This window comes from Streptomyces sp. NPDC017676 (assembly GCF_044329325.1).
In the GTDB taxonomy this organism is placed as follows: domain Bacteria; phylum Actinomycetota; class Actinomycetes; order Streptomycetales; family Streptomycetaceae; genus Streptomyces.
Genome location: NZ_JBIRJA010000011.1, coordinates 145254 through 171252 on the forward strand (window position 1 = coordinate 145254; position 25999 = coordinate 171252).

Genomic DNA, 25999 nt, shown 5'->3' on the forward strand with positions numbered 1-25999 from the left:
CCGGGCCCGTCCTTTCTTTGTGCGACTTCTCGCACGACTGTCAGTGGCCTGGCATACCGTGCAGGCACAGGACACGCATTAGGGGTGGGAGTAGATGATGAGCACGACCGTGCGCCGGGCGGCCCTTTGCACAGCGGTGGTGGCCGCGCTGACCGGAGTGGCCGCGTGCGGCTCCTCCGACTCCGGCAAGGACGGCGGTGACAAGGCGGCCGGCAAGACCGCGACGCACGTCAGCCCCATCGCCGCCCTGCGCTCCGCCGAGAAGTCCACCGACAAGGCCGACTCCGCCAAGGTGCGCTCCACCACGTCCATCGGCGACCTGATGTCGATGACCGCGAACGGTGCGCTCACCTGGGGCGACGGCCTCAAGGGCAATCTGACCATCACCTACACCGGCGGCCAGATGGCCGAGCTGATGAAGAAGGCCGGCACACAGTCCATGGAGGCCCGGTACCTGCCGGACGCCTACTACGCGCACATGAGCGACACCTACGCCCAGCAGGCGGGCGGCGGCAAGCACTGGATCAAGTACTCCTACGAAGACCTCGCCAAGCTCGGCGGCGCCTCCGGTTCGTACATGAAGGACCAGATCCAGAACGCCACGCCGAACCAGTCCGTGAAGATGCTGCTGGCCTCCGGCGACGTCAAGAAGGTCGGCGAGGAGACGGTCTCCGGCGTCCACACCACCCACTACTCGGGCACGCTGAACGTCGCCGACCTCGCGGGCAGGACCAGCAACCTCAGCGCCGAGCAGCTGTCGGCCCTGAAGAAGCAGCTCAGCCAGGCCGGTGTGACCACCGACACCGTCGACATCTGGATCAACGACCAGGACCTGCTGGTCAAGAAGACCGAGAAGGCCGACACGGCCAACGGCGCCATGACCAACACGTCCTACTACACCGACTACGGCGTGAAGGTGACCGCCGAGGCGCCCCCGGCCGGCGACACCAAGGACTTCGCGGACATGCTGAAGTCCGGCGGCACGCTGACGGGCGGCACCGGCGCCACGTCCTGACCCGGCGGCCCTCAGAGCCCTCCCAGGCGCGCTCAGCGTCCCTCGGAGGGCCTGCCGCCACCACTTGCCCGCCCGGCCTGCGGAGCCTGTTGTGCCCCGGCCGGAGCGGTCGTAAACGGCCGATTTGCTCGACGGGCCCCCCGTCCCGTACTCTCTTCCAGAAGCCAAAGACCGCTGGTCGTTGCCGCGCGCTCGAACGAGGGTGCGGTGGCCGAAGGATCCGCTGAAAAGTGGGCGACCCGCGCAGGTGACAGTGGAAGAACTCCCGGAGTGTGCGCGCCGAGCGCGTGTACGGCCGGTCGAGTCCGCCCCGTGCGCCTGCGCCGGGGCGTTTCGTTTTCCCCAGTCCTCCTTCGGGTCCGCGCGGTCCGAATCACCCGGAAGGAGGCCGAGGCTCTATGGCGAGGCCCGACAAGGCTGCCGCGGTTGCGGAGCTGACGGACAAGTTCCGCAGCTCCAACGCCGCCGTGCTGACCGAGTACCGCGGTCTCACCGTGGCGCAGCTCAAGACGCTGCGCCGGTCGCTCGGTGAGAACGCCCAGTACGCCGTGGTGAAGAACACGCTGACCAAGATTGCGGCCAAGGAGGCCGGGATCACGCTGGAGGACCAGCTCTTCGCTGGCCCGACGGCCGTCGCCTTCGTCACCGGTGACCCGGTGGAGTCGGCGAAGGGTCTGCGTGACTTCGCCAAGGACAACCCCAATCTCGTCATCAAGGGCGGTGTCCTTGAGGGCAAGGCCCTCTCCGCCGACGAGATCAAGAAGCTTGCGGACCTTGAGTCCCGCGAGGTTCTGCTCAGCAAGCTGGCCGGTGCCTTCAAGGCGAAGCAGTCCCAGGCTGCCTCCGTCTTCCAGGCGCTGCCGTCGAAGCTCGTCCGCACCGTGGACGCGCTGCGCGCCAAGCAGGCCGAGCAGGGCGGTGCCGAGTAATTCGGCTCGCTTTCTGACCCGCACCAACGGCGCGGGTCGCAGCGGGCCGACGTACGCCCGCCTTATCCAGTACATCCGGCACCTGCCGATTTGAGTGGAAGGACCGCCATCATGGCGAAGCTCACCCAGGACGAGCTGCTTGCCCAGTTCGAGGAGATGACCCTCATCGAGCTCTCCGAGTTCGTGAAGGCCTTCGAGGACAAGTTCGACGTCACCGCTGCCGCCGCTGCCCCGGTCGTCGTTGCCGGCGGTGCCGCCGGTGGCGCCGAGGCCGCTGCCGAGGAGGAGAAGGACGAGTTCGACGTCATCCTCACCGGCGCCGGCGACAAGAAGATCCAGGTCATCAAGGTCGTGCGTGAGCTGACCTCCCTGGGTCTGAAGGAGGCCAAGGACCTCGTCGACGGCACCCCGAAGCCGGTCCTTGAGAAGGTCAACAAGGAGCAGGCCGACAAGGCCGCCGAGGCCCTCAAGGGCGCCGGCGCGTCCGTCGAGGTCAAGTAAGACCTTCGCGACCGCAGAAACGGCCCCCTAGGGCTGTAACGCGAACGCACCGAAGGGCGATCATCCATCCGGGTGGTCGCCCTTCGGCGTTCCCCGGGGTCCGGCCTGGGCTGCCTTGCACCTCTGTTCGTGAGGGGTAAGGTGATCTTCGTCGTGTCTCCCGAAGCTCCGGTTCCGGCAAGGAACCCTTGACGAACCGCACGCAGCGCGCAATTCTCAGGACGCGTCGTCACAAGGATCCGAATCCGAGGCATGGATCGACGACGAAGAGGGCAGTATCAACGTGCGTTGAGGGCAGGCATGCCGAGGGCGTTGAAGAGGGCGTTGAAGAGGGCGTTGAGGACAACGAGGGTCTTCGAAAACCCGCACTGGACATCAGTGTGCCAAGTGGCTACACTGACCCTTTGCGCTGCCTGTTAGCTGTCCCCTGCCCGTCACCAGGGGTCTGCCCTCACTTGAGCACAGTCGACCGAAGCCCCCCTGACCTGGGGTTTCCGTCCCTGTGTACGGGAGAGGGACCGGTACGCGCGTAGTGAGTCCGAGCCCTCGGAAGGACCCCCTCTTGGCCGCCTCGCGCACTGCCTCGACCGCGAATACGAACAACGGCGCCAGCACCGCCCCGCTGCGCATCTCCTTTGCAAAGATCAAGGAGCCCCTCGAGGTTCCGAACCTGCTCGCGCTGCAGACCGAGAGCTTTGACTGGCTGCTCGGCAACACCGCCTGGCAGACTCGGGTCGAGGAGGCCCTTGAGAACGGTCAGGACGTCCCCACCAAGTCCGGTCTGGAGGAGATCTTCGAGGAGATCTCCCCGATCGAGGACTTCTCCGGGTCGATGTCCCTGACGTTCCGGGACCACCGCTTCGAGCCGCCCAAGAACTCGATCGACGAGTGCAAGGAGCGCGACTTCACGTACGCCGCCCCGCTCTTCGTCACCGCCGAGTTCACCAACAACGAGACCGGCGAGATCAAGTCCCAGACCGTCTTCATGGGCGACTTCCCGCTCATGACGAACAAGGGCACTTTCGTCATCAACGGCACCGAGCGTGTCGTGGTGTCGCAGCTGGTCCGTTCCCCCGGTGTCTACTTCGACTCCAGCATCGACAAGACGTCCGACAAGGACATCTTCTCCGCCAAGATCATCCCGTCCCGGGGTGCCTGGCTGGAGATGGAGATCGACAAGCGCGACATGGTCGGTGTCCGCATCGACCGCAAGCGCAAGCAGTCGGTCACCGTGCTGCTGAAGGCGCTCGGCTGGACGACCGAGCAGATCCTTGAGGAGTTCGGCGACTACGAGTCGATGCGCGCCACCCTGGAGAAGGACCACACCCAGGGCCAGGACGACGCGCTGCTCGACATCTACCGCAAGCTGCGCCCGGGCGAGCCCCCCACGCGTGAGGCCGCGCAGACGCTGCTGGAGAACCTCTACTTCAACCCCAAGCGCTACGACCTCGCCAAGGTCGGCCGTTACAAGGTCAACAAGAAGCTGGGTACGGACACCCCGCTGGACGCGGGCATCCTGACCGTCGAGGACATCATCGCGACGATCAAGTACCTGGTGAAGCTGCACGCCGGCGAGACCGAGACCACCGGTGACAACGGAGAGACGGTCGTCGTCGAGACCGACGACATCGACCACTTCGGCAACCGTCGTCTGCGCAGCGTCGGCGAGCTCATCCAGAACCAGGTCCGCACGGGTCTGGCGCGTATGGAGCGTGTCGTCCGCGAGCGGATGACGACCCAGGACGTCGAGGCGATCACGCCCCAGACCCTGATCAACATCCGGCCGGTCGTCGCCTCCATCAAGGAGTTCTTCGGCACCAGCCAGCTGTCCCAGTTCATGGACCAGAACAACCCGCTGTCGGGTCTCACCCACAAGCGCCGTCTGTCGGCTCTTGGCCCGGGTGGTCTCTCCCGTGAGCGGGCCGGCTTCGAGGTCCGTGACGTGCACCCGTCGCACTACGGCCGTATGTGCCCGATCGAGACGCCGGAAGGCCCGAACATCGGTCTGATCGGCTCGCTCGCCTCCTACGGCCGGGTCAACGCGTTCGGCTTCGTCGAGACCCCGTACCGCAAGGTCATCGACGGCCAGGTCACCGACGAGGTCGACTACCTGACCGCCGACGAGGAGGACCGCTTCGTCATCGCGCAGGCCAACGCGCCGCTGACGGACGACCTCCGTTTCGAGGAGAGCCGCGTGCTCGTCCGCCGTCGTGGCGGCGAGGTCGACTACGTCGGCCCCGAGGACGTGGACTACATGGACGTCTCGCCGCGCCAGATGGTGTCGGTCGCGACCGCCATGATCCCCTTCCTTGAGCACGACGACGCCAACCGTGCCCTCATGGGCGCGAACATGATGCGCCAGGCCGTTCCGCTGATTAAGTCGGAGGCCCCGCTCGTCGGCACCGGCATGGAGTACCGCTCCGCCGTCGACGCCGGCGACGTCGTCAAGGCCGAGAAGGCCGGTGTGGTCCAGGAGGTCTCCGCGGACTACATCACCACCGCCAACGACGACGGCACGTACATCACGTACCGCCTGGCCAAGTTCGCCCGCTCCAACCAGGGCACCTCGGTCAACCAGAAGGTCATCGTCAACGAGGGCGACCGTGTCGTCGAGGGCCAGGTCCTCGCCGACGGCCCGGCCACCCAGAACGGCGAGATGGCGCTCGGCAAGAACCTGCTGGTCGCGTTCATGCCGTGGGAGGGTCACAACTACGAGGACGCGATCATCCTGTCGCAGCGCCTCGTGCAGGACGACGTCCTCTCCTCGATCCACATCGAGGAGCACGAGGTCGACGCCCGTGACACCAAGCTCGGCCCCGAGGAGATCACCCGGGACATCCCGAACGTCTCCGAGGAGGTCCTCGCCGACCTGGACGAGCGCGGCATCATCCGCATCGGCGCCGAGGTCATCGCGGGTGACATCCTCGTCGGCAAGGTCACCCCGAAGGGTGAGACCGAGCTGACGCCGGAGGAGCGCCTGCTGCGCGCGATCTTCGGTGAGAAGGCCCGTGAGGTCCGTGACACCTCGCTGAAGGTGCCGCACGGCGAGACCGGCAAGGTCATCGGTGTGCGCGTCTTCGACCGCGAGGAGGGCGACGAGCTTCCCCCCGGTGTGAACCAGCTGGTGCGCGTCTACGTCGCGCAGAAGCGCAAGATCACCGACGGTGACAAGCTCGCCGGCCGGCACGGCAACAAGGGTGTCATCTCCAAGATCCTGCCGATCGAGGACATGCCGTTCCTGGAGGACGGCACCCCGGTCGACATCATCCTCAACCCGCTGGGTGTGCCGTCCCGAATGAACCCGGGACAGGTCCTGGAGATCCACCTCGGCTGGCTCGCCAGCCGCGGCTGGGACGTCTCCGGCCTCGCGGAGGAGTGGGCCCAGCGCCTGCAGGCCATCGGCGCCGACCAGGTCGCCCCCGGCACCAACGTCGCGACCCCGGTCTTCGACGGTGCCCGCGAGGACGAACTGGCGGGTCTGCTGCAGCACACCATCCCGAACCGGGACGGCGAGCGCATGGTGCTCCCGACCGGTAAGGCGCGGCTGTTCGACGGCCGTAGCGGTGAGCCGTTCCCGGACCCGATCTCGGTCGGCTACATGTACATCCTGAAGCTGCACCACCTGGTCGACGACAAGCTGCACGCCCGCTCGACCGGTCCGTACTCGATGATCACCCAGCAGCCGCTGGGTGGTAAGGCCCAGTTCGGTGGCCAGCGGTTCGGTGAGATGGAGGTGTGGGCCCTTGAGGCCTACGGCGCCGCGTACGCCCTCCAGGAGCTGCTGACCATCAAGTCCGACGACGTCACCGGCCGCGTGAAGGTCTACGAGGCCATCGTCAAGGGCGAGAACATCCCCGAGCCCGGCATCCCCGAGTCCTTCAAGGTGCTCATCAAGGAGATGCAGTCGCTCTGCCTGAACGTGGAGGTGCTGTCCAGCGACGGTATGTCCATCGAGATGCGCGACACCGACGAGGACGTCTTCCGCGCTGCGGAGGAGCTCGGTATCGACCTGTCCCGGCGCGAGCCGAGCAGCGTCGAAGAGGTCTGACGGGAGTCCGGCGGGGCCCTGACCCACAAGGGCCCCGCCGACCCCCAGGCCCCCGTTTCAGACCACAGACTTAACGACCCTGAGAGGGATTGACGCATAGTGCTCGACGTCAACTTCTTCGACGAGCTCCGGATCGGCCTGGCCACCGCTGACGACATCCGTCAGTGGAGCCACGGCGAGGTCAAGAAGCCCGAGACCATCAACTACCGCACCCTCAAGCCCGAGAAGGACGGACTCTTCTGCGAGAAGATCTTCGGTCCGACCCGGGACTGGGAGTGCTACTGCGGCAAGTACAAGCGCGTCCGCTTCAAGGGCATCATCTGCGAGCGCTGTGGCGTCGAGGTCACGCGTGCCAAGGTGCGCCGTGAGCGGATGGGCCACATCGAGCTGGCCGCCCCGGTTACGCACATCTGGTACTTCAAGGGTGTCCCCTCGCGCCTCGGCTACCTGCTGGACCTGGCGCCGAAGGACCTTGAGAAGGTCATCTACTTCGCCGCGTACATGATCACGTACGTCGACGAGGAGCGCCGTACCCGCGACCTGCCCTCCCTGGAGGCGCACGTCTCGGTCGAGCGTCAGCAGATCGAGAACCGCCGGGACGCCGACCTGGAGGCCCGCGCCAAGAAGCTTGAGTCCGACCTGGCCGAGCTGGAGGCCGAGGGCGCCAAGGCCGACGTGCGCCGCAAGGTGCGCGAGGGTGCCGAGCGCGAGATGAAGCAGCTGCGCGACCGCGCGCAGCGCGAGATCGACCGCCTCGACGAGGTGTGGAACCGGTTCAAGAACCTCAAGGTCCAGGACCTGGAGGGCGACGAGCTGCTCTACCGCGAGCTGCGCGACCGCTTCGGCACCTACTTCGACGGCTCGATGGGCGCCGCCGCGCTGCAGAAGCGCCTGGAGTCCTTCGACCTGGAGGAAGAGGCCGAGAAGCTCCGCGAGATCATCCGCACCGGCAAGGGCCAGAAGAAGACCCGCGCCCTGAAGCGGCTGAAGGTCGTCTCCGCGTTCCTGCAGACCTCCAACAGCCCCAAGGGCATGGTCCTGGACTGCGTCCCGGTCATCCCGCCGGACCTGCGTCCGATGGTGCAGCTGGACGGTGGCCGCTTCGCGACCTCCGACCTGAACGACCTGTACCGCCGTGTCATCAACCGCAACAACCGCCTGAAGCGCCTTCTCGACCTCGGTGCCCCCGAGATCATCGTGAACAACGAGAAGCGCATGCTCCAGGAGGCCGTCGACGCGCTCTTCGACAACGGCCGTCGTGGTCGCCCGGTCACGGGCCCCGGCAACCGTCCGCTGAAGTCGCTGTCCGACATGCTCAAGGGCAAGCAGGGTCGCTTCCGTCAGAACCTGCTCGGCAAGCGAGTCGACTACTCGGCGCGTTCCGTCATCGTCGTCGGCCCGCAGCTGAAGCTGCACCAGTGCGGTCTGCCCAAGGCCATGGCGCTGGAGCTCTTCAAGCCGTTCGTGATGAAGCGCCTGGTCGACCTGAACCACGCGCAGAACATCAAGAGCGCCAAGCGCATGGTGGAGCGTGGCCGCACCGTCGTGTACGACGTCCTCGAAGAGGTCATCGCCGAGCACCCGGTGCTGCTGAACCGTGCGCCCACCCTGCACCGCCTCGGCATCCAGGCCTTCGAGCCGCAGCTGGTCGAGGGCAAGGCCATCCAGATCCACCCGCTCGTCTGCACCGCGTTCAACGCGGACTTCGACGGTGACCAGATGGCCGTGCACCTGCCGCTGTCCGCGGAGGCGCAGGCCGAGGCCCGCATCCTGATGCTGTCCTCGAACAACATCCTCAAGCCGGCCGACGGCCGTCCGGTGACGATGCCGACCCAGGACATGGTCCTCGGTCTGTTCTTCCTCACCACCGACGGCGAGATGCGTGACGTCAAGGGCGAGGGCCGCTCGTTCGCGTCCGTGGCCGAGGCGATCATGGCGTTCGACGCCGGCGAACTCTCGCTGCAGTCGCGCGTGGACATCCGCTTCCCGGTGGGCACCATCCCGCCGCGCGGCTGGACCCCGCCGGCGCGCGAGGAGGGCGAGCCGGAGTGGCAGCAGGGTGACAGCTTCCGGCTGAACACCACGCTGGGCCGCGCGCTCTTCAACGAGCTGCTGCCCGAGGACTACCCGTTCGTCGACTACGAGGTCGGCAAGAAGCAGCTCTCCGAGATCGTCAACGACCTCGCCGAGCGCTACCCGAAGGTCATCGTGGCGGCGACGCTCGACAACCTGAAGGCGGCCGGCTTCTACTGGGCGACCCGTTCCGGTGTCACCGTGGCCATCTCCGACGTCGTCGTCCCCGAGGCGAAGAAGGAGATCGTCAAGGGTTACGAGGCGCAGGACGAGAAGGTTCAGAAGCAGTACGAGCGCGGTCTGATCACCAAGGACGAGCGCACGCAGGAGCTCATCGCGATCTGGACCAAGGCGACCAACGAGGTCGCCGAGGCGATGAACGACAACTTCCCGAAGACCAACCCGATCTTCATGATGGTGAACTCGGGTGCACGAGGCAACATGATGCAGATGCGTCAGATCGCCGGTATGCGTGGTCTTGTGTCGAACGCGAAGAACGAGACGATCCCGCGGCCCATCAAGGCCTCGTTCCGTGAGGGTCTGTCCGTGCTGGAGTACTTCATCTCCACGCACGGTGCCCGTAAGGGTCTGGCGGACACCGCTCTGCGTACCGCCGACTCGGGTTACCTCACCCGTCGTCTGGTCGACGTCTCGCAGGACGTCATCATCCGCGAGGAGGACTGCGGCACCGACCGTGGCCTGCGTCTGCGGATCGCCGACCGCGGCGCCGACGGCGTGCTGCGCAAGGCGGACGACGTCGAGACGTCCGTGTACGCGCGCTGCCTCGCCGAGGACATCGTGGTCGACGGCCAGGTGCTGGCCCCGGCCGGCACCGACCTGGGCGACGTCCTCATCGAGGAGCTCGTCGGCCGTGGCGTCGAGGAGGTCAAGACCCGCTCGGTCCTGACCTGCGAGTCCGCCGTCGGTACCTGCGCGATGTGCTACGGCCGCTCGCTGGCCACCGGCAAGCTGGTCGACATCGGTGAGGCGGTCGGCATCATCGCCGCCCAGTCCATCGGTGAGCCCGGTACCCAGCTGACGATGCGTACCTTCCACACCGGTGGTGTGGCCGGTGACGACATCACCCAGGGTCTGCCGCGTGTCGTCGAGCTCTTCGAGGCCCGTACCCCGAAGGGTGTCGCCCCGATCTCCGAGGCCTCCGGCCGCGTGCGGATCGAGGAGACCGAGAAGACCAAGAAGATCGTCGTCACCCCGGACGACGGCAGCGACGAGACGGCGTACCCGATCTCGAAGCGTGCCAAGGTCCTGGTCCGCGAGGGCGACCACGTCGAGGTGGGCCAGCAGCTCACCGTGGGTGCCACCAACCCGCACGACGTGCTGCGCATCCTGGGTCAGCGTGCCGTCCAGGTCCACCTGGTCGGCGAGGTCCAGAAGGTGTACAACTCGCAGGGTGTGTCGATCCACGACAAGCACATCGAGATCATCATCCGGCAGATGCTCCGCCGCGTGACGATCATCGAGTCCGGCGACGCCGAGCTGCTGCCCGGCGAGCTGGTCGAGCGCTCCCGCTTCGAGCAGGAGAACCGTCGTGTGGTCCAGGAGGGCGGTCACCCGGCCTCCGGTCGTCCGCAGCTGATGGGTATCACCAAGGCCTCGCTGGCGACGGAATCCTGGCTGTCGGCCGCCTCCTTCCAGGAGACGACCCGAGTCCTGACGGACGCGGCGATCAACGCCAAGTCCGACAGCCTCATCGGCCTCAAGGAGAACGTCATCATCGGTAAGCTCATCCCGGCCGGTACGGGCCTGTCCCGCTACCGCAACATCCGGGTCGAGCCGACCGAGGAGGCCAAGGCCGCGATGTACTCGGCCGTCGGCTACGACGACATCGACTACTCGCCGTTCGGCACGGGCTCCGGCCAGGCCGTGCCGCTGGAGGACTACGACTACGGTCCGTACAACCAGTAAGCGAGCAGCTTGAACTGAGGGGCGGTCACCTTGCGGGTGACCGCCCTTCGGCGTGTTCGGGCCCGATGTCCCACGCAGGGCAAGTAGCCGGCGTGAGAATGGTGTTGGGGGAAATCTGGTGGGGTCGGCCCGTGTCTTCTTCGGCCGGGCGGCCGCATCGGTCGTGCCCCCGGGGCTGGGCCGGCAGCGCACGCGGCCCGGCCGGCCCGGTGGCGGTCATGGTGCTCGTCTGGAGCGCTCACACCGTCTCCCCCCGCATGGATCCGCCTGCGGCCCTGGTTCGCGCTCTCCGCAGCCGTCCTGGTGGCTCTGGGGGTGCTGCTCCGGCAGCGCTCCGAGGACCCTTTGCGTTCGGGATTCCCGGACGCTCGGCGGTCGGGCTGCCGGTCCTCTTGCTCAGGCTGCCGACCGTCGATCACGGGGTGGCAGGCAGCGGTCCGCTCCTCGCGAACGGCCTGCGGAGCGTCGTACACGATCTCGATGTCGTCGCCAGGGGAGACGCCTGGAAGTCCGCCCTGCGGCTCGGGGATGTCGGCTATGTCAAGAGCTGGCGTGTCGCTGCCCACCCCATTTGTTTTGACCGCAGCGAATGAGGTAGGTACGCTCAGACCTTGTGCCTGGGGTGTGCCCTGGCTCCTGTGCGTGCCTGCAAACCGCATGGCGAGCCGCGACCGGCCACCGTAATCTGCGCCCTTCTCGCCTTGCGGCGGGAGTCTGGCGGATTCGACACACCCGACCGCGTGGGTCGGCGACGTTCCAGGTTAGCTGTACCCATCGGCACACAGAAACCGGAGAAGTAGTGCCTACGATCCAGCAGCTGGTCCGCAAGGGCCGGCAGGACAAGGTCGAGAAGAACAAGACGCCCGCACTTGAGGGTTCCCCTCAGCGTCGCGGCGTCTGCACGCGCGTGTTCACGACCACCCCGAAGAAGCCGAACTCGGCCCTCCGCAAGGTCGCGCGTGTGCGTCTGACCAGCGGCATCGAGGTCACCGCTTACATTCCGGGTGAGGGACACAACCTGCAGGAGCACTCCATCGTGCTCGTGCGCGGCGGCCGTGTGAAGGACCTGCCGGGTGTTCGCTACAAGATCATCCGCGGCTCGCTCGACACCCAGGGTGTCAAGAACCGCAAGCAGGCTCGCAGCCGTTACGGCGCCAAGAAGGAGAAGTAAGAATGCCTCGTAAGGGCCCCGCCCCGAAGCGCCCGGTCATCATCGACCCGGTCTACGGCTCTCCTCTGGTGACCTCCCTGATCAACAAGGTGCTGCTGAACGGCAAGCGCTCCACCGCCGAGCGCATCGTCTACGGCGCCATGGAGGGCCTGCGCGAGAAGACCGGCAACGACCCGGTCATCACGCTCAAGCGCGCTCTTGAGAACATCAAGCCGACCCTTGAGGTCAAGTCCCGCCGTGTCGGTGGCGCCACCTACCAGGTCCCGGTCGAGGTCAAGCCCGGCCGTGCCAACACCCTGGCGCTGCGCTGGCTGGTCGGTTACTCCCGCGCCCGTCGCGAGAAGACCATGACCGAGCGTCTCCTCAACGAGCTTCTCGACGCCTCCAACGGCCTCGGTGCGGCCGTGAAGAAGCGCGAGGACACCCACAAGATGGCCGAGTCCAACAAGGCCTTCGCGCACTACCGCTGGTAGTCGCTACCCACATCGAGACCGAGAGAAGACTGAAGCCTTATGGCTACCACTTCACTTGACCTGGCCAGGGTCCGAAACATCGGGATCATGGCCCACATCGACGCGGGCAAGACGACCACCACCGAGCGGATCCTGTTCTACACCGGTGTGTCTTACAAGATCGGTGAGGTCCACGACGGCGCTGCCACCATGGACTGGATGGAGCAGGAGCAGGAGCGTGGCATCACGATCACCTCTGCTGCCACCACCTGTCACTGGTCGCTGGAGGACGTCGACCACACCATCAACATCATCGACACGCCGGGTCACGTCGACTTCACCGTCGAGGTGGAGCGTTCCCTGCGCGTGCTCGACGGTGCTGTCACGGTGTTCGACGGCGTCGCCGGCGTTGAGCCCCAGTCCGAGACGGTGTGGCGTCAGGCGGACCGCTACGGCGTTCCGCGTATCTGCTTCGTCAACAAGCTCGACCGCACCGGTGCCGAGTTCCACCGCTGTGTCGACATGATCTCCGACCGTCTGGGCGCGCAGCCGCTGGTCATGCAGCTGCCGATCGGTGCCGAGGCGGACTTCAAGGGCGTCGTCGACCTGGTGACGATGAAGGCCCTGGTCTGGTCGGCCGAGGCGACCAAGGGCGAGATGTACGACACCGTCGACATCCCCGCCACGCACACCGAGGCCGCCGAGGAGTGGCGCGGCAAGCTGGTCGAGGCCGTCGCCGAGAACGACGAAGAGATCATGGAGCTGTACCTGGAGGGCGAGGAGCCCACCGAGGAGCAGCTGTACGCCGCGATCCGTCGTATCACCATCGCGTCCGGCAAGGGCACCGGCACCACCGTCACCCCGGTGTTCTGCGGCACCGCGTTCAAGAACAAGGGCGTCCAGCCCCTGCTCGACGCGGTCGTGCGCTACCTGCCGTCCCCGGTCGACATCGAGGCCATCGAGGGCCACGACGTCAAGGACCCGGAGACGGTCATCAAGCGCAAGCCGTCCGACGAGGAGCCCCTGTCCGCGCTGGCGTTCAAGATCATGAGCGACCCGCACCTGGGCAAGCTCACCTTCGTCCGCGTGTACTCCGGCCGCCTGGAGTCCGGCACCGCCGTGCTGAACTCCGTCAAGGGCCGCAAGGAGCGCATCGGCAAGATCTACCGCATGCACGCCAACAAGCGTGAGGAGATCGAGTCGGTGGGCGCGGGCGACATCGTCGCCGTCATGGGCCTGAAGCAGACCACCACCGGTGAGACGCTGTGCGACGAGAAGAACCCGGTGATCCTGGAGTCCATGGACTTCCCGGCGCCGGTGATCGAGGTCGCGATCGAGCCCAAGTCCAAGGGTGACCAGGAGAAGCTGGGTGTCGCCATCCAGCGTCTCGCGGAGGAGGACCCCTCCTTCCAGGTGCACACCAACGAGGAGACCGGCCAGACCGTCATCGGCGGTATGGGCGAGCTGCACCTCGAAGTGCTGGTCGACCGCATGAAGCGCGAGTTCAAGGTCGAGGCCAACGTCGGCAAGCCGCAGGTCGCGTACCGTGAGACCATTCGCCAGAAGGTCGACAAGGTCGAGTACACCCACAAGAAGCAGACGGGTGGCACCGGCCAGTTCGGTCGCGTCATCATCTCGATCGAGCCGATCGAGAGCGGTGACATGGCCTACGAGTTCGTGAACCAGGTCACCGGTGGCCGTATCCCGAAGGAGTACATCCCTTCGGTGGACGCCGGTGCGCAGGAGGCCATGCAGTTCGGCATCCTCGCCGGCTACGAGATGACCGGTGTCCGGGTCATCCTGCTGGACGGTGCCTACCACGAGGTCGACTCCTCCGAGCTCGCCTTCAAGATCGCCGGTTCGCAGGCCTTCAAGGAGGCCGCGCGCAAGGCCAAGCCCGTGCTCCTTGAGCCGATGATGGCCGTCGAGGTCACCACGCCCGAGGACTACATGGGTGAGGTCATCGGCGACATCAACTCCCGCCGTGGCCAGATCCAGGCCATGGAGGAGCGGGCTGGTGCCCGCGTCGTGAAGGGCCTCGTGCCCCTGTCGGAGATGTTCGGCTACGTCGGCGACCTCCGCAGCAAGACGTCGGGTCGCGCAAGCTACTCGATGCAGTTCGACTCCTACGCCGAGGTTCCGCGGAACGTCGCCGAGGAGATCATCGCGAAGGCCAAGGGCGAGTAACGCACCGCGTTCACACGCCGTAGGCTTGACTCCGGAGCCTCCAGGGGCAAACGTCCGCAATCGTGAGCGTTTGCCCCGGGTTCCGGGCCTTTACAGCAAAGATCACCTGGCGCCGATGAAGTAAGGCGTACAGAACCACTCCACAGGAGGACCCCAGTGGCGAAGGCGAAGTTCGAGCGGACTAAGCCGCACGTCAACATCGGCACCATCGGTCACATCGACCACGGTAAGACGACCCTCACGGCCGCCATTACCAAGGTGCTGCACGACGCGTACCCGGACCTGAACGAGGCCACCCCGTTCGACAACATCGACAAGGCTCCTGAGGAGCGTCAGCGCGGTATCACCATCTCCATCGCGCACGTCGAGTACCAGACCGAGGCGCGTCACTACGCCCACGTCGACTGCCCGGGTCACGCGGACTACATCAAGAACATGATCACGGGTGCGGCGCAGATGGACGGCGCCATCCTCGTGGTCGCCGCCACCGACGGCCCGATGCCGCAGACCAAGGAGCACGTGCTCCTGGCCCGCCAGGTCGGCGTTCCGTACATCGTCGTCGCCCTGAACAAGGCCGACATGGTGGACGACGAGGAGATCCTGGAGCTCGTCGAGCTTGAGGTCCGTGAGCTCCTCTCCGAGTACGAGTTCCCCGGCGACGACGTCCCGGTCGTCAAGGTCTCCGCGCTCAAGGCCCTTGAGGGCGAGCAGGAGTGGGTGGACTCCGTCCTCAACCTGATGAAGGCCGTCGACGAGTCGATCCCGCAGCCGGAGCGCGACGTCGACAAGCCGTTCCTCATGCCGATCGAGGACGTCTTCACCATCACCGGTCGCGGTACGGTCGTCACCGGCCGTATCGAGCGTGGTGTCCTCAAGGTCAACGAGAACGTGGACATCATCGGCATCAAGCCGGAGAAGACCTCCACCACGGTCACCGGCATCGAGATGTTCCGCAAGCTGCTCGACGAGGGTCAGGCCGGTGAGAACGTCGGTCTGCTCCTCCGTGGCATCAAGCGCGAGGACGTCGAGCGCGGCCAGGTCATCATCAAGCCGGGCTCGGTCACCCCGCACACCGAGTTCGAGGCGCAGGCCTACATCCTCTCCAAGGACGAGGGTGGCCGCCACACGCCGTTCTTCAACAACTACCGTCCGCAGTTCTACTTCCGCACGACGGACGTGACCGGCGTGGTGACCCTCCCCGAGGGCACCGAGATGGTCATGCCGGGTGACAACACCGAGATGAAGGTGGAGCTCATCCAGCCCGTCGCCATGGAAGAGGGCCTGAAGTTCGCCATCCGTGAGGGTGGCCGCACCGTGGGCGCCGGCCAGGTCACCAAGATCGTCAAGTAAGTTCCGCTTGCTTGCGGCTTGATGGCTTGAGGGTCAGTGCCTGACCCGAAGGTCTCGACCTGCGAGAGGCCCGTACGACTCCGGTCGTACGGGCCTCTTCGTATGTCCCGCCCGGGTCGCTTCGTATGTCCCGCCAGGGCCTCTTCGCATGTCCGCCAGGGGCTCGCCGTCCGTCCCATCCCGGACCGCATACGGTTCTGCGGGTGAGGAAGAGGACCTTGATACACGCGGCGCTCCAGACGGTCGTCCCCTGGCTGGCCGTGGCGGCCGTGGTGATCGCCATGGCCTGGCAGCAGGGCCTGTTCTCCTGGGGCGCCTCGGCGGCGTCGGGCCCGGCCCGCACGATCCCGCTGCCGGGAGGCGGTTTCTCCGACGGCGGCCGGTGCGGGGCCAAGGGCTACCACTACTTCCCGCTGCCCGCGTCCGCGTCCGCACCCCCCGCGGCAAAGTCCCCGGCCCCGGTGCCCGGCCCGCGGCTCGTCCTCGGCTCCTACGGCTACGAGAAGCCGCCCCGCGCCCCCGGCCGCTTCACCATCGGCCTGCTCTTCGCGCCGGGCCCCGAGGGATCGCTGAATCTGTCGCGGGCCCTGGGCGGCGAGGGCGTCGCCGTCGAGATCGAGGGCCCGCGGGGGCTGGTCGGCGGGGCCCATGGCCTGCCCGTCACCTGGGACTCCGCCACGAAGCCGGGCACCGGTGACAGCGCCGAGGTGTCCCTGCCGCTGGAGGCCCTGTGCCCCGGGCAGGACGCGAGGGACGTGGTGGAGAAGCTCCAGCCGCCGATCGACTCCTCGAACACCATCACCGGGCAGCCGGCCTACACCCTGACCGTGTCCGTGCGTGATCCGGGGATCGGGGCGCAGCGCAGGTCGGTCGGCCTGCCGACGGACGGCAACCTGCTCAGCGCGAACAATCTGGTGCCGGAGGACGGCTTCCTGCTCGCGGCCACGGCGTACTGACGGCTTCGAAACTATTCGGCGCGTACGACCCGTTCCCCCCGCCCCTGCCTCCCCCCACTATTTGTCATGCCGATGAGCAAATAGATGCCGGAGGGGCTGGAGGGGTGAGGTATGTCGTCTGCGCACGTCAGCCGTAGGACGGTGCTTGGCGGGACGGTCCTGGGCGCCGGGCTGGCCGCGATGCCCGTGGGGACCCAGGGGACCGCGTCCGCCGCCCCGGAGGACGGGCTCCGGGTGACGGACCCGGGGGCGTACATCTCCTTCACGGGCGGGGTCTTCTCCCTGGTCGGCGCGCCCGTGGTGGTGAGCGCGGAGGACCATCCCGGGGTCGTGCGGGTGTCCGGGGACCTGCGGGACGACCTCGCGCGGGTGACCGGCGTCCGCCCGGGCACGACGATCGGCCGCTTCCCGGTGCTGCTCGGCACGATCGGCCGCAGTCCGCTGATCGACGGCCTGATCCGGTCGGGCAAGCTCGACGTCACGGGCGTGCGGGGCCGATGGGAGACCTCGCTCCAGACGGTCGTGGAGCACCCGATGCCCGGTGTGGAGCGGGCCTTCGTCATCGCGGGCAGCGACCCGCGGGGCACGATCTTCGGGGCGTACGACGTCTCGTACGGCATCGGCGTCTCGCCCTGGCACTGGTGGGACGACGTACCGCCGGCCCGGCGCGACGCCGTCTGGGTGAAGGCCGGCCGCTTCACCCAGGGGACCCCGGCGGTGAAGTACCGGGGCGTCTTCATCAACGACGAGAACCCGGCGCTCGGCACCTGGGCACCGGCGTACTTCGGCCCGGGGAAGGCACCGGGCTACCCCGGCGGCTTCACCGCCGACTTCTACGCGAAGGTCTTCGAGGTCCTGCTGCGCCTGAAGGGCAACTACCTCTGGCCGGCGGTCTGGGGCCGGGCGTTCGCGGAGGACGACCCGGACAACCACCGGCGGGCGGCCGAGTACGGCATCGTCATGGGCACGTCCCACGAGGCGCCGATGATGCGGGGCATCGAGGAGTGGAACCGGCACGCCGGCTCCGGGACCGACCCTTACGGGGGCACGGGCGAATGGTCGTACCGCCGCAACCCGGAGGCGATCCGCGCGTACTGGCGCGCCGGTGTCCAGCGCATGGTCGACCAGGGCTTCGAGGGCGTCGTCACCCTCGGCATGCGCGGCAACGGCGACACGAGTCTCCCCGACGGCGACGGCATCGAACTGATGCGGGAGATCATCGCCGACCAGCGCCGCATCATCGAGGAGGTGACCGGCAGGCCGGCGGCCGAGACACCCCAGGTATGGACCCTCTACAAGGAGGTCCAGCGTTACTGGGACCGCGGCCTGCGCGCCCCGGACGACGTCACCGTGGTCCTCACGGACGACAACTGGGGCAACATCCGCAAGCACCCGGACGGCCCCCGCACCGGCGGGTACGGCCTGTACTACCACTTCGACTACGTCGGCGCCGGCCGCAACTACAAGTGGGTCGACACCGCGAACCTCAGGAACGTCTGGGACCAGCTCCACCAGGCGCACGCCCACGGCAACCACGGCCTGTGGGTGGTCAACGTCGGTGACCTGAAGGGCAACGAGCTGCCGACGGAGTTCTTCCTCTCCTACGCCTGGAACCCCGAGGCCTGGCCGCTGGAGCGCCTCGGCGCGTGGGAGGAGCGCTACGCCCGCCAGAACTTCGGCGAGGCGCAGGCCAAGGAGATCGCCTCGCTGCTGGCGGCCTACGGCCGGCTCCAGGCCCGCCGCAAGCCGGAGCTGCTGAACCGCCGGATCACCCTCTCCGGTGACCAGGTCGTGTACGACGACCGGCAGAGCCCGTACTACTTCGCACACCGGGAACTGGAACGGGTCACCGAGGAGTGGCGCGCGCTGGGCCACCGCGCGGAACGCGTCGAGCGCAGACTGCCGGAGCGGTTGCGGGACGCGTGGTTCGAACTCGCCGGCTACGCGGTCACGGCGACCGCGAACCTGTACGCGCTGCGGGAGGCGGAGTTCACGAACCTGCTGTACGCGGCGCAGGGCCGGGCCGCGACCAACGACCGCGCGGCACAGGCGGAAGCCGCCCTCGGCCAGGACATCGCCCTCGCCGACCGCTTCAGCTCCCGTGTCACCGAAGGCAAATGGCAGGGCTTCCAGACCCAGCCCCACATCGACTACGGGGACGTCGACCGCTACGGCCCCAACGCGGGCTGGCAGCAGCCGGAGAAGGACAACGTGGCGCTGCCGGATGTGCTGTTCCCCGCGGTGAGGCGCATCGAGGTGCCCTCGGGTGCGGAGCTGGGCGTGTCCGTGGACGGGGCCGAAGACGCGGGGGAGTGGTGGCCGGGAGGCGCCTCCTCGGCCGCTTCGCTGCCACCGTTCAGCCCGTACCAGACCCGCCCCCAGCAGTACGTGGAGATCTTCAACCGGGGCCGTACGCCCTTCCCCTATGAGGTCTCGGTCTCGGCGCCCTGGCTGCGGGTGGACCGCCCGCGCGGCCGGGTGGACCAGCAGGTACGCCTGGAGGTGGAGGTGGACTGGGACCGCGCTCCGGCCGGGCCCGCGGAGGCGACCCTGACGGTGCACGGCGCGGGCGCGTCGGTCCCGGTCCGCTGTGTGGCGCAGCGCCCCTCGGGCGTGCGGCCGCGGGGCTTCGTGGAGGCCGGCGGCTACGTGGCGATCGACGCCGAGCACTACGACCGGGCGGTCGGGCAGTGGCGCCGCATCGACGGCATCGGACGGACCGGTGCGGGCATGACCCCGTGGCCGGTGACGTCCCCGAGCCGCACCCCGGGTGGCGGCTCACCTCGCCTGGAGTACGAGGTGACGCTGCTGTCCGCGCCCGGCGAGGTGACGGTCTGGGCCCACCTGTCCCCCCGCAACCCGGCCGTCCCCGGCGTCTCGGGCCTGCGCTACGGCATCTCGCTGGACGACGGCCCGATCCGGACCGTGGACATCACGGCGGGCGCGGACGACGGCGCGCTGAACACGGTGTGGGCGCGGCACACCTCGGACAACATCAACGCGACGGCGACCACGCACACCGTGACGAAGCCGGGCGTCCACCGGCTGAGGTTCTGGATGGTGGACCCGACGGTGGTGGTGCAGCGCCTGCTGATCGACACGGGCGGGCTGCCGGCGCTGTACCTGGGCCCGCTGGAGAGCGCGCGGGTGGGGGACGGTCACCCGTAGAGCGGCAGTCCGTGCCGTACACCGTGCGCGAGGGCGCCGCCGACGGCGCCGAGCCGGCGGCGGAGTGGCGCGTCCGGGATCCCGCCTGGCACGCCCTCTCCGCCCGGACACAGCTGAGCCGGACTCCTGGGATCCCGGGTCGGCGGAACGCCCAGGCCGGCTTCGTCCAAGGAGCAGTGCCGCGGGCAGGTCAGGACCGTCTCGCGGCGTTGGACGGTCGACCGGGGGAGTGACGGCGGGCTCCGGATGACGGAGGACTTCCGCTTCGACTGCGCGGAACTGTTCGGACTCTGATCACCGATCCGTGATCACGCCGCACACAACCCTACGGTTTGACCTACGTCACCTTCGGGGTAATCTCTTCGGCTCGATTGGCGGAGGCGCTGCCCCATATGGCAGACTGTCCGAGTTGCTCGGTCGAGTGTTGATGCTGCGCGCCTCCCGCCGGGAGGACCGGAAGCGAGTCCCACAGTACTCGTCGCCCTAACTGCCCTCGGGCAGCACTGGGGCGGACGTACGGGAATCTTCCGGGAAGCGTGGGCGCGGCACCGGCCAGGCGCCCGGTGGACCCGAGGTCCCCGGTCCGCGGTTCCGGAAGGGCCGTGTCAATCCCGCGGGGATGTTCGGACAAGGGACATCCGTGTCAGCGGGAGCGCGACACGCCCGACCGCGTGGGTCGGAGAACGAGGGATGCAGGAACCGCCGGGTTCCAGAGCGTGAGAAGAGACAGGACTACTGAGTAGCCATGGCGGGACAGAAGATCCGCATCCGGCTCAAGGCCTACGACCACGAGGTCATCGACTCCTCGGCGAAGAAGATCGTCGAGACGGTGACCCGTACCGGTGCGTCGGTCGCGGGCCCGGTGCCGCTGCCCACTGAGAAGAACGTGTACTGCGTCATCAAGTCGCCGCACAAGTACAAGGACTCGCGCGAGCACTTCGAGATGCGCACGCACAAGCGCCTGATCGACATCCTCGACCCGACCCCCAAGACCGTTGACTCTCTGATGCGACTCGACCTGCCGGCCGGTGTCGACATCGAGATCAAGCTCTGAGGCTGGTGGGCTGAGAATGGCTAAGCAGATCAAGGGCATCCTGGGCGAGAAGCTCGGCATGACGCAGGTGTGGGACGAGAACAACCGTGTTGTTCCGGTCACCGTCGTCAAGGCTGGGCCCAACGTCGTCACCCAGGTCCGTACGAATGACGTCGACGGCTACGAGTCCGTTCAGATCGCCTTCGGCGAGATCGACCCGCGCAAGGTGAACAAGCCCCTCAAGGGCCACTTCGCCAAGGCCGACGTCACCCCCCGTCGCCACCTCGTCGAGATCCGCACCGCGGACGCCTCCGAGTACACGCTCGGCCAGGAGATCACCGCTGCGGTGTTCGAGGCCGGTGTCAAGGTCGACGTGACCGGCAAGAGCAAGGGCAAGGGCTTCGCCGGTGTCATGAAGCGCCACAACTTCCGTGGCCTCGGCGCCGGACACGGCACCCAGCGCAAGCACCGCTCCCCCGGTTCCATCGGTGGCTGCGCCACCCCGGGCCGTGTGTTCAAGGGCCTCCGCATGGCGGGTCGCATGGGCAACGAGCGGGTCACCACCCAGAACCTGACCGTCCACGCCGTTGACGCGGAGAAGGGTCTGCTGCTCATCAAGGGCGCGGTTCCCGGTCCGAACGGCGGCCTCGTCCTGGTCCGCACCGCGGCCAAGGGGGCCTGAGGTAACCGATGAGCACTGTTGACATCCTTTCGCCGGCGGGCGAGAAGGCCGGTTCCGTCGAGCTCCCCGCGGAGATCTTCGACGCCAAGGTCAGCGTTCCGCTGATCCACCAGGTCGTCGTCGCGCAGCTGGCCGCTGCCCGCCAGGGCACGCACAAGACCAAGACCCGCGGTGAAGTCCGTGGTGGCGGCAAGAAGCCGTACCGCCAGAAGGGCACCGGTCGCGCCCGCCAGGGTTCGACCCGCGCGCCGCAGTTCGCCGGTGGTGGCGTCGTGCACGGTCCCGTGCCGCGCGACTACTCGCAGCGCACCCCGAAGAAGATGAAGGCCGCCGCCCTGCGCGGTGCCCTCACCGACCGGGCGCGTCACAACCGCATCCACGTCGTCTCCGGCGTGGTCGAGGGCGAGACCCCCAGCACCAAGGCCGCCAAGTCGCTGTTCGGCAAGATCTCGGAGCGAAAGAACCTGCTCCTGGTCGTCGACCGCGCCGACGAGGCCGCGTGGCTGTCCGCCCGCAACCTGCCCCAGGTCCACATCCTGGAGCCGGGCCAGCTGAACACGTACGACGTTCTCGTCTCGGACGACGTGGTCTTCACCCAGGCCGCTTTCGAGTCCTTCGTCGCCGGCGCCCCCTCTGCGGAGCGGACTAACGACACCGAAGGGAGCGAGGTCTGATGGCCATCCGTCACCCCGCTATCGCCTCGAAGGCCGCCAAGGCCGCCAAGGCCGCGCGCGTCGCCAAGGCGCGCCGTCACGCCGCCGAGGGCAAGAACACCGTCGAGACCCCGCTGAGCAAGTCGTACACGGACCCCCGTGACGTCCTGCTGAAGCCGGTCGTCTCCGAGAAGAGCTACGCGCTCCTCGACGAGAACAAGTACACGTTCATCGTCGACCCGAACGCCAACAAGACCCAGATCAAGCAGGCCGTCCAGGCGGTCTTCGACGTCAAGGTCACCGGGGTCAACACGATCAACCGCCAGGGCAAGCGCAAGCGGACCCGCACCGGCTTCGGCCAGCGCGCGGGCACCAAGCGCGCGATCGTGACCCTCGCCGAGGGCGACCGTATCGACATCTTCGGCGGTCCGACCGCCTGAGGGCGGTCCGGATCGTCCGATATCGGACGAGGACTGAGAAATGGGAATCCGCAAGTACAAGCCGACTACGCCGGGCCGTCGTGGCGCCAGCGTCGCCGACTTCGTCGAGGTCACGCGGTCCACGCCGGAGAAGTCGCTGGTCCGTCCCCTGCACAGCAAGGGCGGCCGTAACAACGCCGGTCGTGTGACCGTTCGCCACCAGGGTGGCGGACACAAGCGCGCCTACCGTGTGATCGACTTCCGTCGTCACGACAAGGACGGCGTGCCGGCGAAGGTCGCGCACATCGAGTACGACCCCAACCGCACCGCGCGCATCGCGCTGCTGCACTACGCCGACGGCGAGAAGCGCTACATCCTCGCCCCGCGCAACCTGCAGCAGGGCGACACCGTGGAGAACGGTCCCGGGGCCGACATCAAGCCGGGCAACAACCTGGCCCTCCGCAACATCCCGGTCGGTACCACGATCCACGCGATCGAGCTCCGTCCCGGTGGCGGTGCCAAGTTCGCCCGCTCCGCCGGTGCCTCCGTGCAGCTGCTCGCGAAGGAGGGCGCCTACGCCCACCTGCGCATGCCGTCCGGTGAGATCCGCCTGGTCGACGTGCGCTGCCGCGCCACCGTCGGCGAGGTCGGCAACGCCGAGCAGAGCAACATCAACTGGGGCAAGGCGGGCCGCAAGCGGTGGCTGGGCGTTCGCCCGACCGTCCGTGGTGTGGTCATGAACCCGGTTGACCACCCGCACGGTGGTGGTGAGGGCCGGACCTCCGGTGGTCGCCACCCTGTGTCCCCGTGGGGCAAGAAGGAAGGCCGTACTCGTTCGCCCAAGAAGGCGTCGAACAAGTACATCGTCCGCCGCCGCAAGACGAACAAGAAGCGCTAAGGACGGGTTGAGATGCCTCGTAGCTTGAAGAAGGGGCCCTTCGTCGACGACCACCTGATGAAGAAGGTGGACACGCAGAACGAAGCCGGCACCAAGAACGTCATCAAGACCTGGTCCCGTCGCTCGATGATCGTCCCGGCCATGCTCGGCCACACGATCGCGGTGCACAACGGCAAGACCCACATCCCGGTGTTCGTCACCGAGTCGATGGTCGGCCACAAGCTCGGCGAGTTCTCGCCGACGCGCACCTTCCGGGGCCACGTCAAGGAAGACCGGAAGTCGAAGCGCCGCTAGCAGCGGATCGCATTCAGACACGTAAGTAACTGAAGGGACAACCATGGAAGCCAGGGCCCAGGCGCGGTACATCCGCGTCACGCCCATGAAGGCCCGCCGCGTGGTGGACCTCATCCGTGGCATGGACGCCACGGAGGCCCAGGCCGTCCTGCGATTCGCTCCGCAGGCCGCCTCGGTGCCGGTGGGCAAGGTGCTCGACAGCGCCATCGCCAACGCCGCGCACAACTACGACCACACCGATGTCGACAGCCTCTTCATCTCCGAGGCCTACGTCGACGAGGGCCCGACCCTGAAGCGGTTCCGTCCGCGTGCCCAGGGCCGTGCCTACCGGATCCGCAAGCGGACCAGCCACATCACCGTGGTCGTCAGCAGCAAGGAAGGAACCCGGTAATGGGCCAGAAGGTAAACCCGCACGGGTTCCGGCTCGGTGTCACGACCGACTTCAAGTCGCGTTGGTACGCCGACAAGCTGTACAAGGACTACGTCAAGGAAGACGTCGCCATCCGTCGGATGATGACGTCCGGCATGGAGCGCGCCGGCATCTCCAAGGTCGAGATCGAGCGCACCCGTGACCGCGTGCGTGTGGACATCCACACCGCTCGCCCGGGCATCGTCATCGGCCGCCGCGGCGCCGAGGCCGACCGCATCCGCGGTGACCTGGAGAAGCTGACCGGCAAGCAGGTCCAGCTGAACATCCTTGAGGTCAAGAACCCGGAGACGGACGCTCAGCTGGTGGCCCAGGCCGTCGCCGAGCAGCTCTCCTCCCGCGTCTCCTTCCGCCGGGCCATGCGCAAGAGCATGCAGTCCGCCATGAAGGCCGGCGCCAAGGGCATCAAGATCCAGTGCGGTGGCCGCCTCGGCGGCGCCGAGATGTCCCGCTCGGAGTTCTACCGCGAGGGCCGTGTGCCCCTGCACACGCTCCGCGCGAACGTGGACTACGGCTTCTTCGAGGCCAAGACGACCTTCGGCCGCATCGGTGTGAAGGTCTGGATCTACAAGGGCGACGTCAAGAACATCGCCGAGGTCCGCGCCGAGAACGCTGCCGCCCGTGCGGGTAACCGCCCGGCCCGCGGTGGCGCCGACCGCCCGGCCCGTGGTGGCCGCGGTGGCGAGCGGCGCGGTCGCAAGCCGCAGCAGGCTGCCGGTGCCGAGGCCCCCAAGGCCGAGGCTCCCGCCGCCGCTCCGGCTGAGAGCACCGGAACGGAGGCCTGACCGTCATGCTGATCCCCCGTAGGGTCAAGCACCGCAAGCAGCACCACCCGAAGCGCAACGGTATGTCCAAGGGTGGGACGCAGGTTGCGTTCGGCGAGTACGGCATCCAGGCGCTGACCCCGGCCTACGTGACGAACCGCCAGATCGAGGCGGCTCGTATCGCGATGACCCGCCACATCAAGCGTGGCGGCAAGGTCTGGATCAACATCTACCCGGACCGTCCCCTCACCAAGAAGCCGGCCGAGACCCGCATGGGTTCCGGTAAGGGTTCTCCGGAGTGGTGGATCGCCAACGTCAAGCCCGGACGTGTGATGTTCGAGCTGTCGTACCCCAACGAGAAGATCGCCCGTGAGGCGCTGACGCGTGCGGCCCACAAGCTGCCGATGAAGTGCCGGATCGTCAAGCGCGAGGCAGGTGAAGCGTGATGTCGGCCGGTACCAAGGCGTCCGAGCTGCGCGAGCTGGGCAACGAGGAGCTTCTGGCGAAGCTCCGCGAGGCCAAGGAAGAGCTGTTCAACCTCCGCTTCCAGGCGGCGACCGGTCAGCTCGAGAACCACGGTCGGCTGAAGGCCGTCCGCAAGGACATCGCGCGGATCTACACCCTGATGCGTGAGCGCGAGCTGGGCATCGAGACGGTGGAGAGCGCCTGATGAGCGAGAGCAACGTGACTGAGCAGAACACCGAAGCCCGAGGCTTCCGCAAGACCCGTGAGGGTCTGGTCGTCAGCGACAAGATGGACAAGACCGTCGTCGTCGCCGTCGAGGACCGTGTGAAGCACGCGCTGTACGGCAAGGTCATCCGCCGTACGAACAAGCTCAAGGCCCACGACGAGCAGAACGCCGCGGGCGTCGGCGACCGCGTCCTCCTCATGGAGACCCGGCCGCTGTCCGCGACGAAGCGCTGGCGCGTCGTCGAGATCCTCGAAAAGGCCAAGTAATTCTCCTGCGGGGCGCCCCTCGCAGGACAGTTCCGCCAGGCTCCGGGGGCCGCTCGCTGAGCGGCCCCCGGGGAACCGGCAGACAAACAGGAGATA

At 67.5% G+C, this 25999-nt stretch carries 22 protein-coding genes; all 22 read left to right on the top strand.

The window, feature by feature from the left end; genetic code table 11:
• Nucleotides 1–94: 94 nt before the first annotated feature.
• Nucleotides 95–1015, top strand: a complete 921-nt coding sequence (locus ACH4LD_RS24765; protein WP_398056505.1) for a hypothetical protein — start codon at nt 95–97, stop codon at nt 1013–1015.
• Nucleotides 1016–1413: 398 nt separating this feature from the next.
• A complete protein-coding gene (rplJ, locus tag ACH4LD_RS24770; RefSeq protein WP_014674354.1) occupies nt 1414–1944 on the top strand; it encodes a 50S ribosomal protein L10 in 531 nt (176 codons plus the stop codon).
• A gap of 111 nt (nt 1945–2055) precedes the next feature.
• Entirely contained in the window at nt 2056–2445 is a 390-nt protein-coding gene (gene rplL, locus ACH4LD_RS24775) for a 50S ribosomal protein L7/L12 (RefSeq protein ID WP_014674355.1), read from the top strand.
• 562 nt (nt 2446–3007) lie between these two features.
• Nucleotides 3008–6493, top strand: coding sequence for a DNA-directed RNA polymerase subunit beta (gene rpoB, locus ACH4LD_RS24780; protein WP_132786963.1), 3486 nt, complete (start codon nt 3008–3010; stop codon nt 6491–6493).
• A 99-nt stretch (nt 6494–6592) separates the two neighbouring features.
• Nucleotides 6593–10492: a DNA-directed RNA polymerase subunit beta' gene (locus ACH4LD_RS24785; protein WP_132786961.1), complete on the top strand. Its 3900-nt coding sequence runs from the start codon at nt 6593–6595 to the stop codon at nt 10490–10492.
• Between the two features lie 799 nt (nt 10493–11291).
• Nucleotides 11292–11663, top strand: a complete 372-nt coding sequence (rpsL, locus tag ACH4LD_RS24790) for a 30S ribosomal protein S12 (protein WP_003948652.1) — start codon at nt 11292–11294, stop codon at nt 11661–11663.
• Between the two features lie 2 nt (nt 11664–11665).
• Nucleotides 11666–12136: a 30S ribosomal protein S7 gene (gene rpsG / locus ACH4LD_RS24795; RefSeq protein ID WP_003998848.1), complete on the top strand. Its 471-nt coding sequence runs from the start codon at nt 11666–11668 to the stop codon at nt 12134–12136.
• 39 nt (nt 12137–12175) lie between these two features.
• Complete coding sequence (gene fusA, locus ACH4LD_RS24800) at nt 12176–14302, top strand: elongation factor G (RefSeq protein ID WP_132786959.1); 2127 nt, start codon at nt 12176–12178, stop codon at nt 14300–14302.
• 156 nt (nt 14303–14458) lie between these two features.
• Nucleotides 14459–15652: an elongation factor Tu gene (tuf, locus tag ACH4LD_RS24805; protein ID WP_030778468.1), complete on the top strand. Its 1194-nt coding sequence runs from the start codon at nt 14459–14461 to the stop codon at nt 15650–15652.
• Between the two features lie 203 nt (nt 15653–15855).
• The gene (locus ACH4LD_RS24810; RefSeq protein WP_398056504.1) at nt 15856–16608 is read left to right on the top strand and encodes a hypothetical protein; all 753 of its coding nucleotides are present in this window, start codon (nt 15856–15858) and stop codon (nt 16606–16608) included.
• Nucleotides 16609–16719: 111 nt separating this feature from the next.
• Entirely contained in the window at nt 16720–19776 is a 3057-nt protein-coding gene (locus ACH4LD_RS24815) for a glycosyl hydrolase 115 family protein (protein ID WP_398056503.1), read from the top strand.
• A gap of 745 nt (nt 19777–20521) precedes the next feature.
• Nucleotides 20522–20830: a 30S ribosomal protein S10 gene (rpsJ, locus tag ACH4LD_RS24820; protein ID WP_003948644.1), complete on the top strand. Its 309-nt coding sequence runs from the start codon at nt 20522–20524 to the stop codon at nt 20828–20830.
• A 16-nt stretch (nt 20831–20846) separates the two neighbouring features.
• Nucleotides 20847–21491, top strand: coding sequence for a 50S ribosomal protein L3 (gene rplC, locus ACH4LD_RS24825; RefSeq protein ID WP_059252066.1), 645 nt, complete (start codon nt 20847–20849; stop codon nt 21489–21491).
• An 8-nt stretch (nt 21492–21499) separates the two neighbouring features.
• Entirely contained in the window at nt 21500–22165 is a 666-nt protein-coding gene (rplD, locus tag ACH4LD_RS24830; RefSeq protein ID WP_398056502.1) for a 50S ribosomal protein L4, read from the top strand.
• Nucleotides 22165–22584 (top strand): 50S ribosomal protein L23, encoded by a 420-nt coding sequence (rplW, locus tag ACH4LD_RS24835; protein WP_103812796.1) that lies wholly within the window; start codon nt 22165–22167, stop codon nt 22582–22584. The genes rplD and rplW overlap by 1 nt, the downstream gene beginning before the upstream one ends.
• Before the next feature lie 40 nt (nt 22585–22624).
• A complete protein-coding gene (gene rplB / locus ACH4LD_RS24840; protein ID WP_030601203.1) occupies nt 22625–23461 on the top strand; it encodes a 50S ribosomal protein L2 in 837 nt (278 codons plus the stop codon).
• A 12-nt stretch (nt 23462–23473) separates the two neighbouring features.
• On the top strand, nt 23474–23755 hold the full coding sequence (gene rpsS / locus ACH4LD_RS24845) for a 30S ribosomal protein S19 (RefSeq protein ID WP_030641188.1): 282 nt from the start codon (nt 23474–23476) through the stop codon (nt 23753–23755).
• Nucleotides 23756–23798: 43 nt separating this feature from the next.
• Nucleotides 23799–24146, top strand: a complete 348-nt coding sequence (gene rplV, locus ACH4LD_RS24850; protein WP_006130776.1) for a 50S ribosomal protein L22 — start codon at nt 23799–23801, stop codon at nt 24144–24146.
• Nucleotides 24146–24967, top strand: coding sequence for a 30S ribosomal protein S3 (gene rpsC, locus ACH4LD_RS24855; RefSeq protein ID WP_014674374.1), 822 nt, complete (start codon nt 24146–24148; stop codon nt 24965–24967). Before rplV ends, rpsC begins: the two co-directional genes overlap by 1 nt.
• Nucleotides 24968–24972: 5 nt before the next feature.
• Complete coding sequence (gene rplP, locus ACH4LD_RS24860; protein WP_009190136.1) at nt 24973–25392, top strand: 50S ribosomal protein L16; 420 nt, start codon at nt 24973–24975, stop codon at nt 25390–25392.
• On the top strand, nt 25392–25616 hold the full coding sequence (rpmC, locus tag ACH4LD_RS24865; protein ID WP_003974259.1) for a 50S ribosomal protein L29: 225 nt from the start codon (nt 25392–25394) through the stop codon (nt 25614–25616). Before rplP ends, rpmC begins: the two co-directional genes overlap by 1 nt.
• Nucleotides 25616–25903 carry a 30S ribosomal protein S17 gene (gene rpsQ / locus ACH4LD_RS24870; RefSeq protein ID WP_030641193.1) on the top strand — a complete coding sequence of 96 codons (288 nt, stop codon included), beginning with the start codon at nt 25616–25618 and terminating at the stop codon, nt 25901–25903. The genes rpmC and rpsQ overlap by 1 nt, the downstream gene beginning before the upstream one ends.
• Nucleotides 25904–25999: the final 96 nt, after the last annotated feature.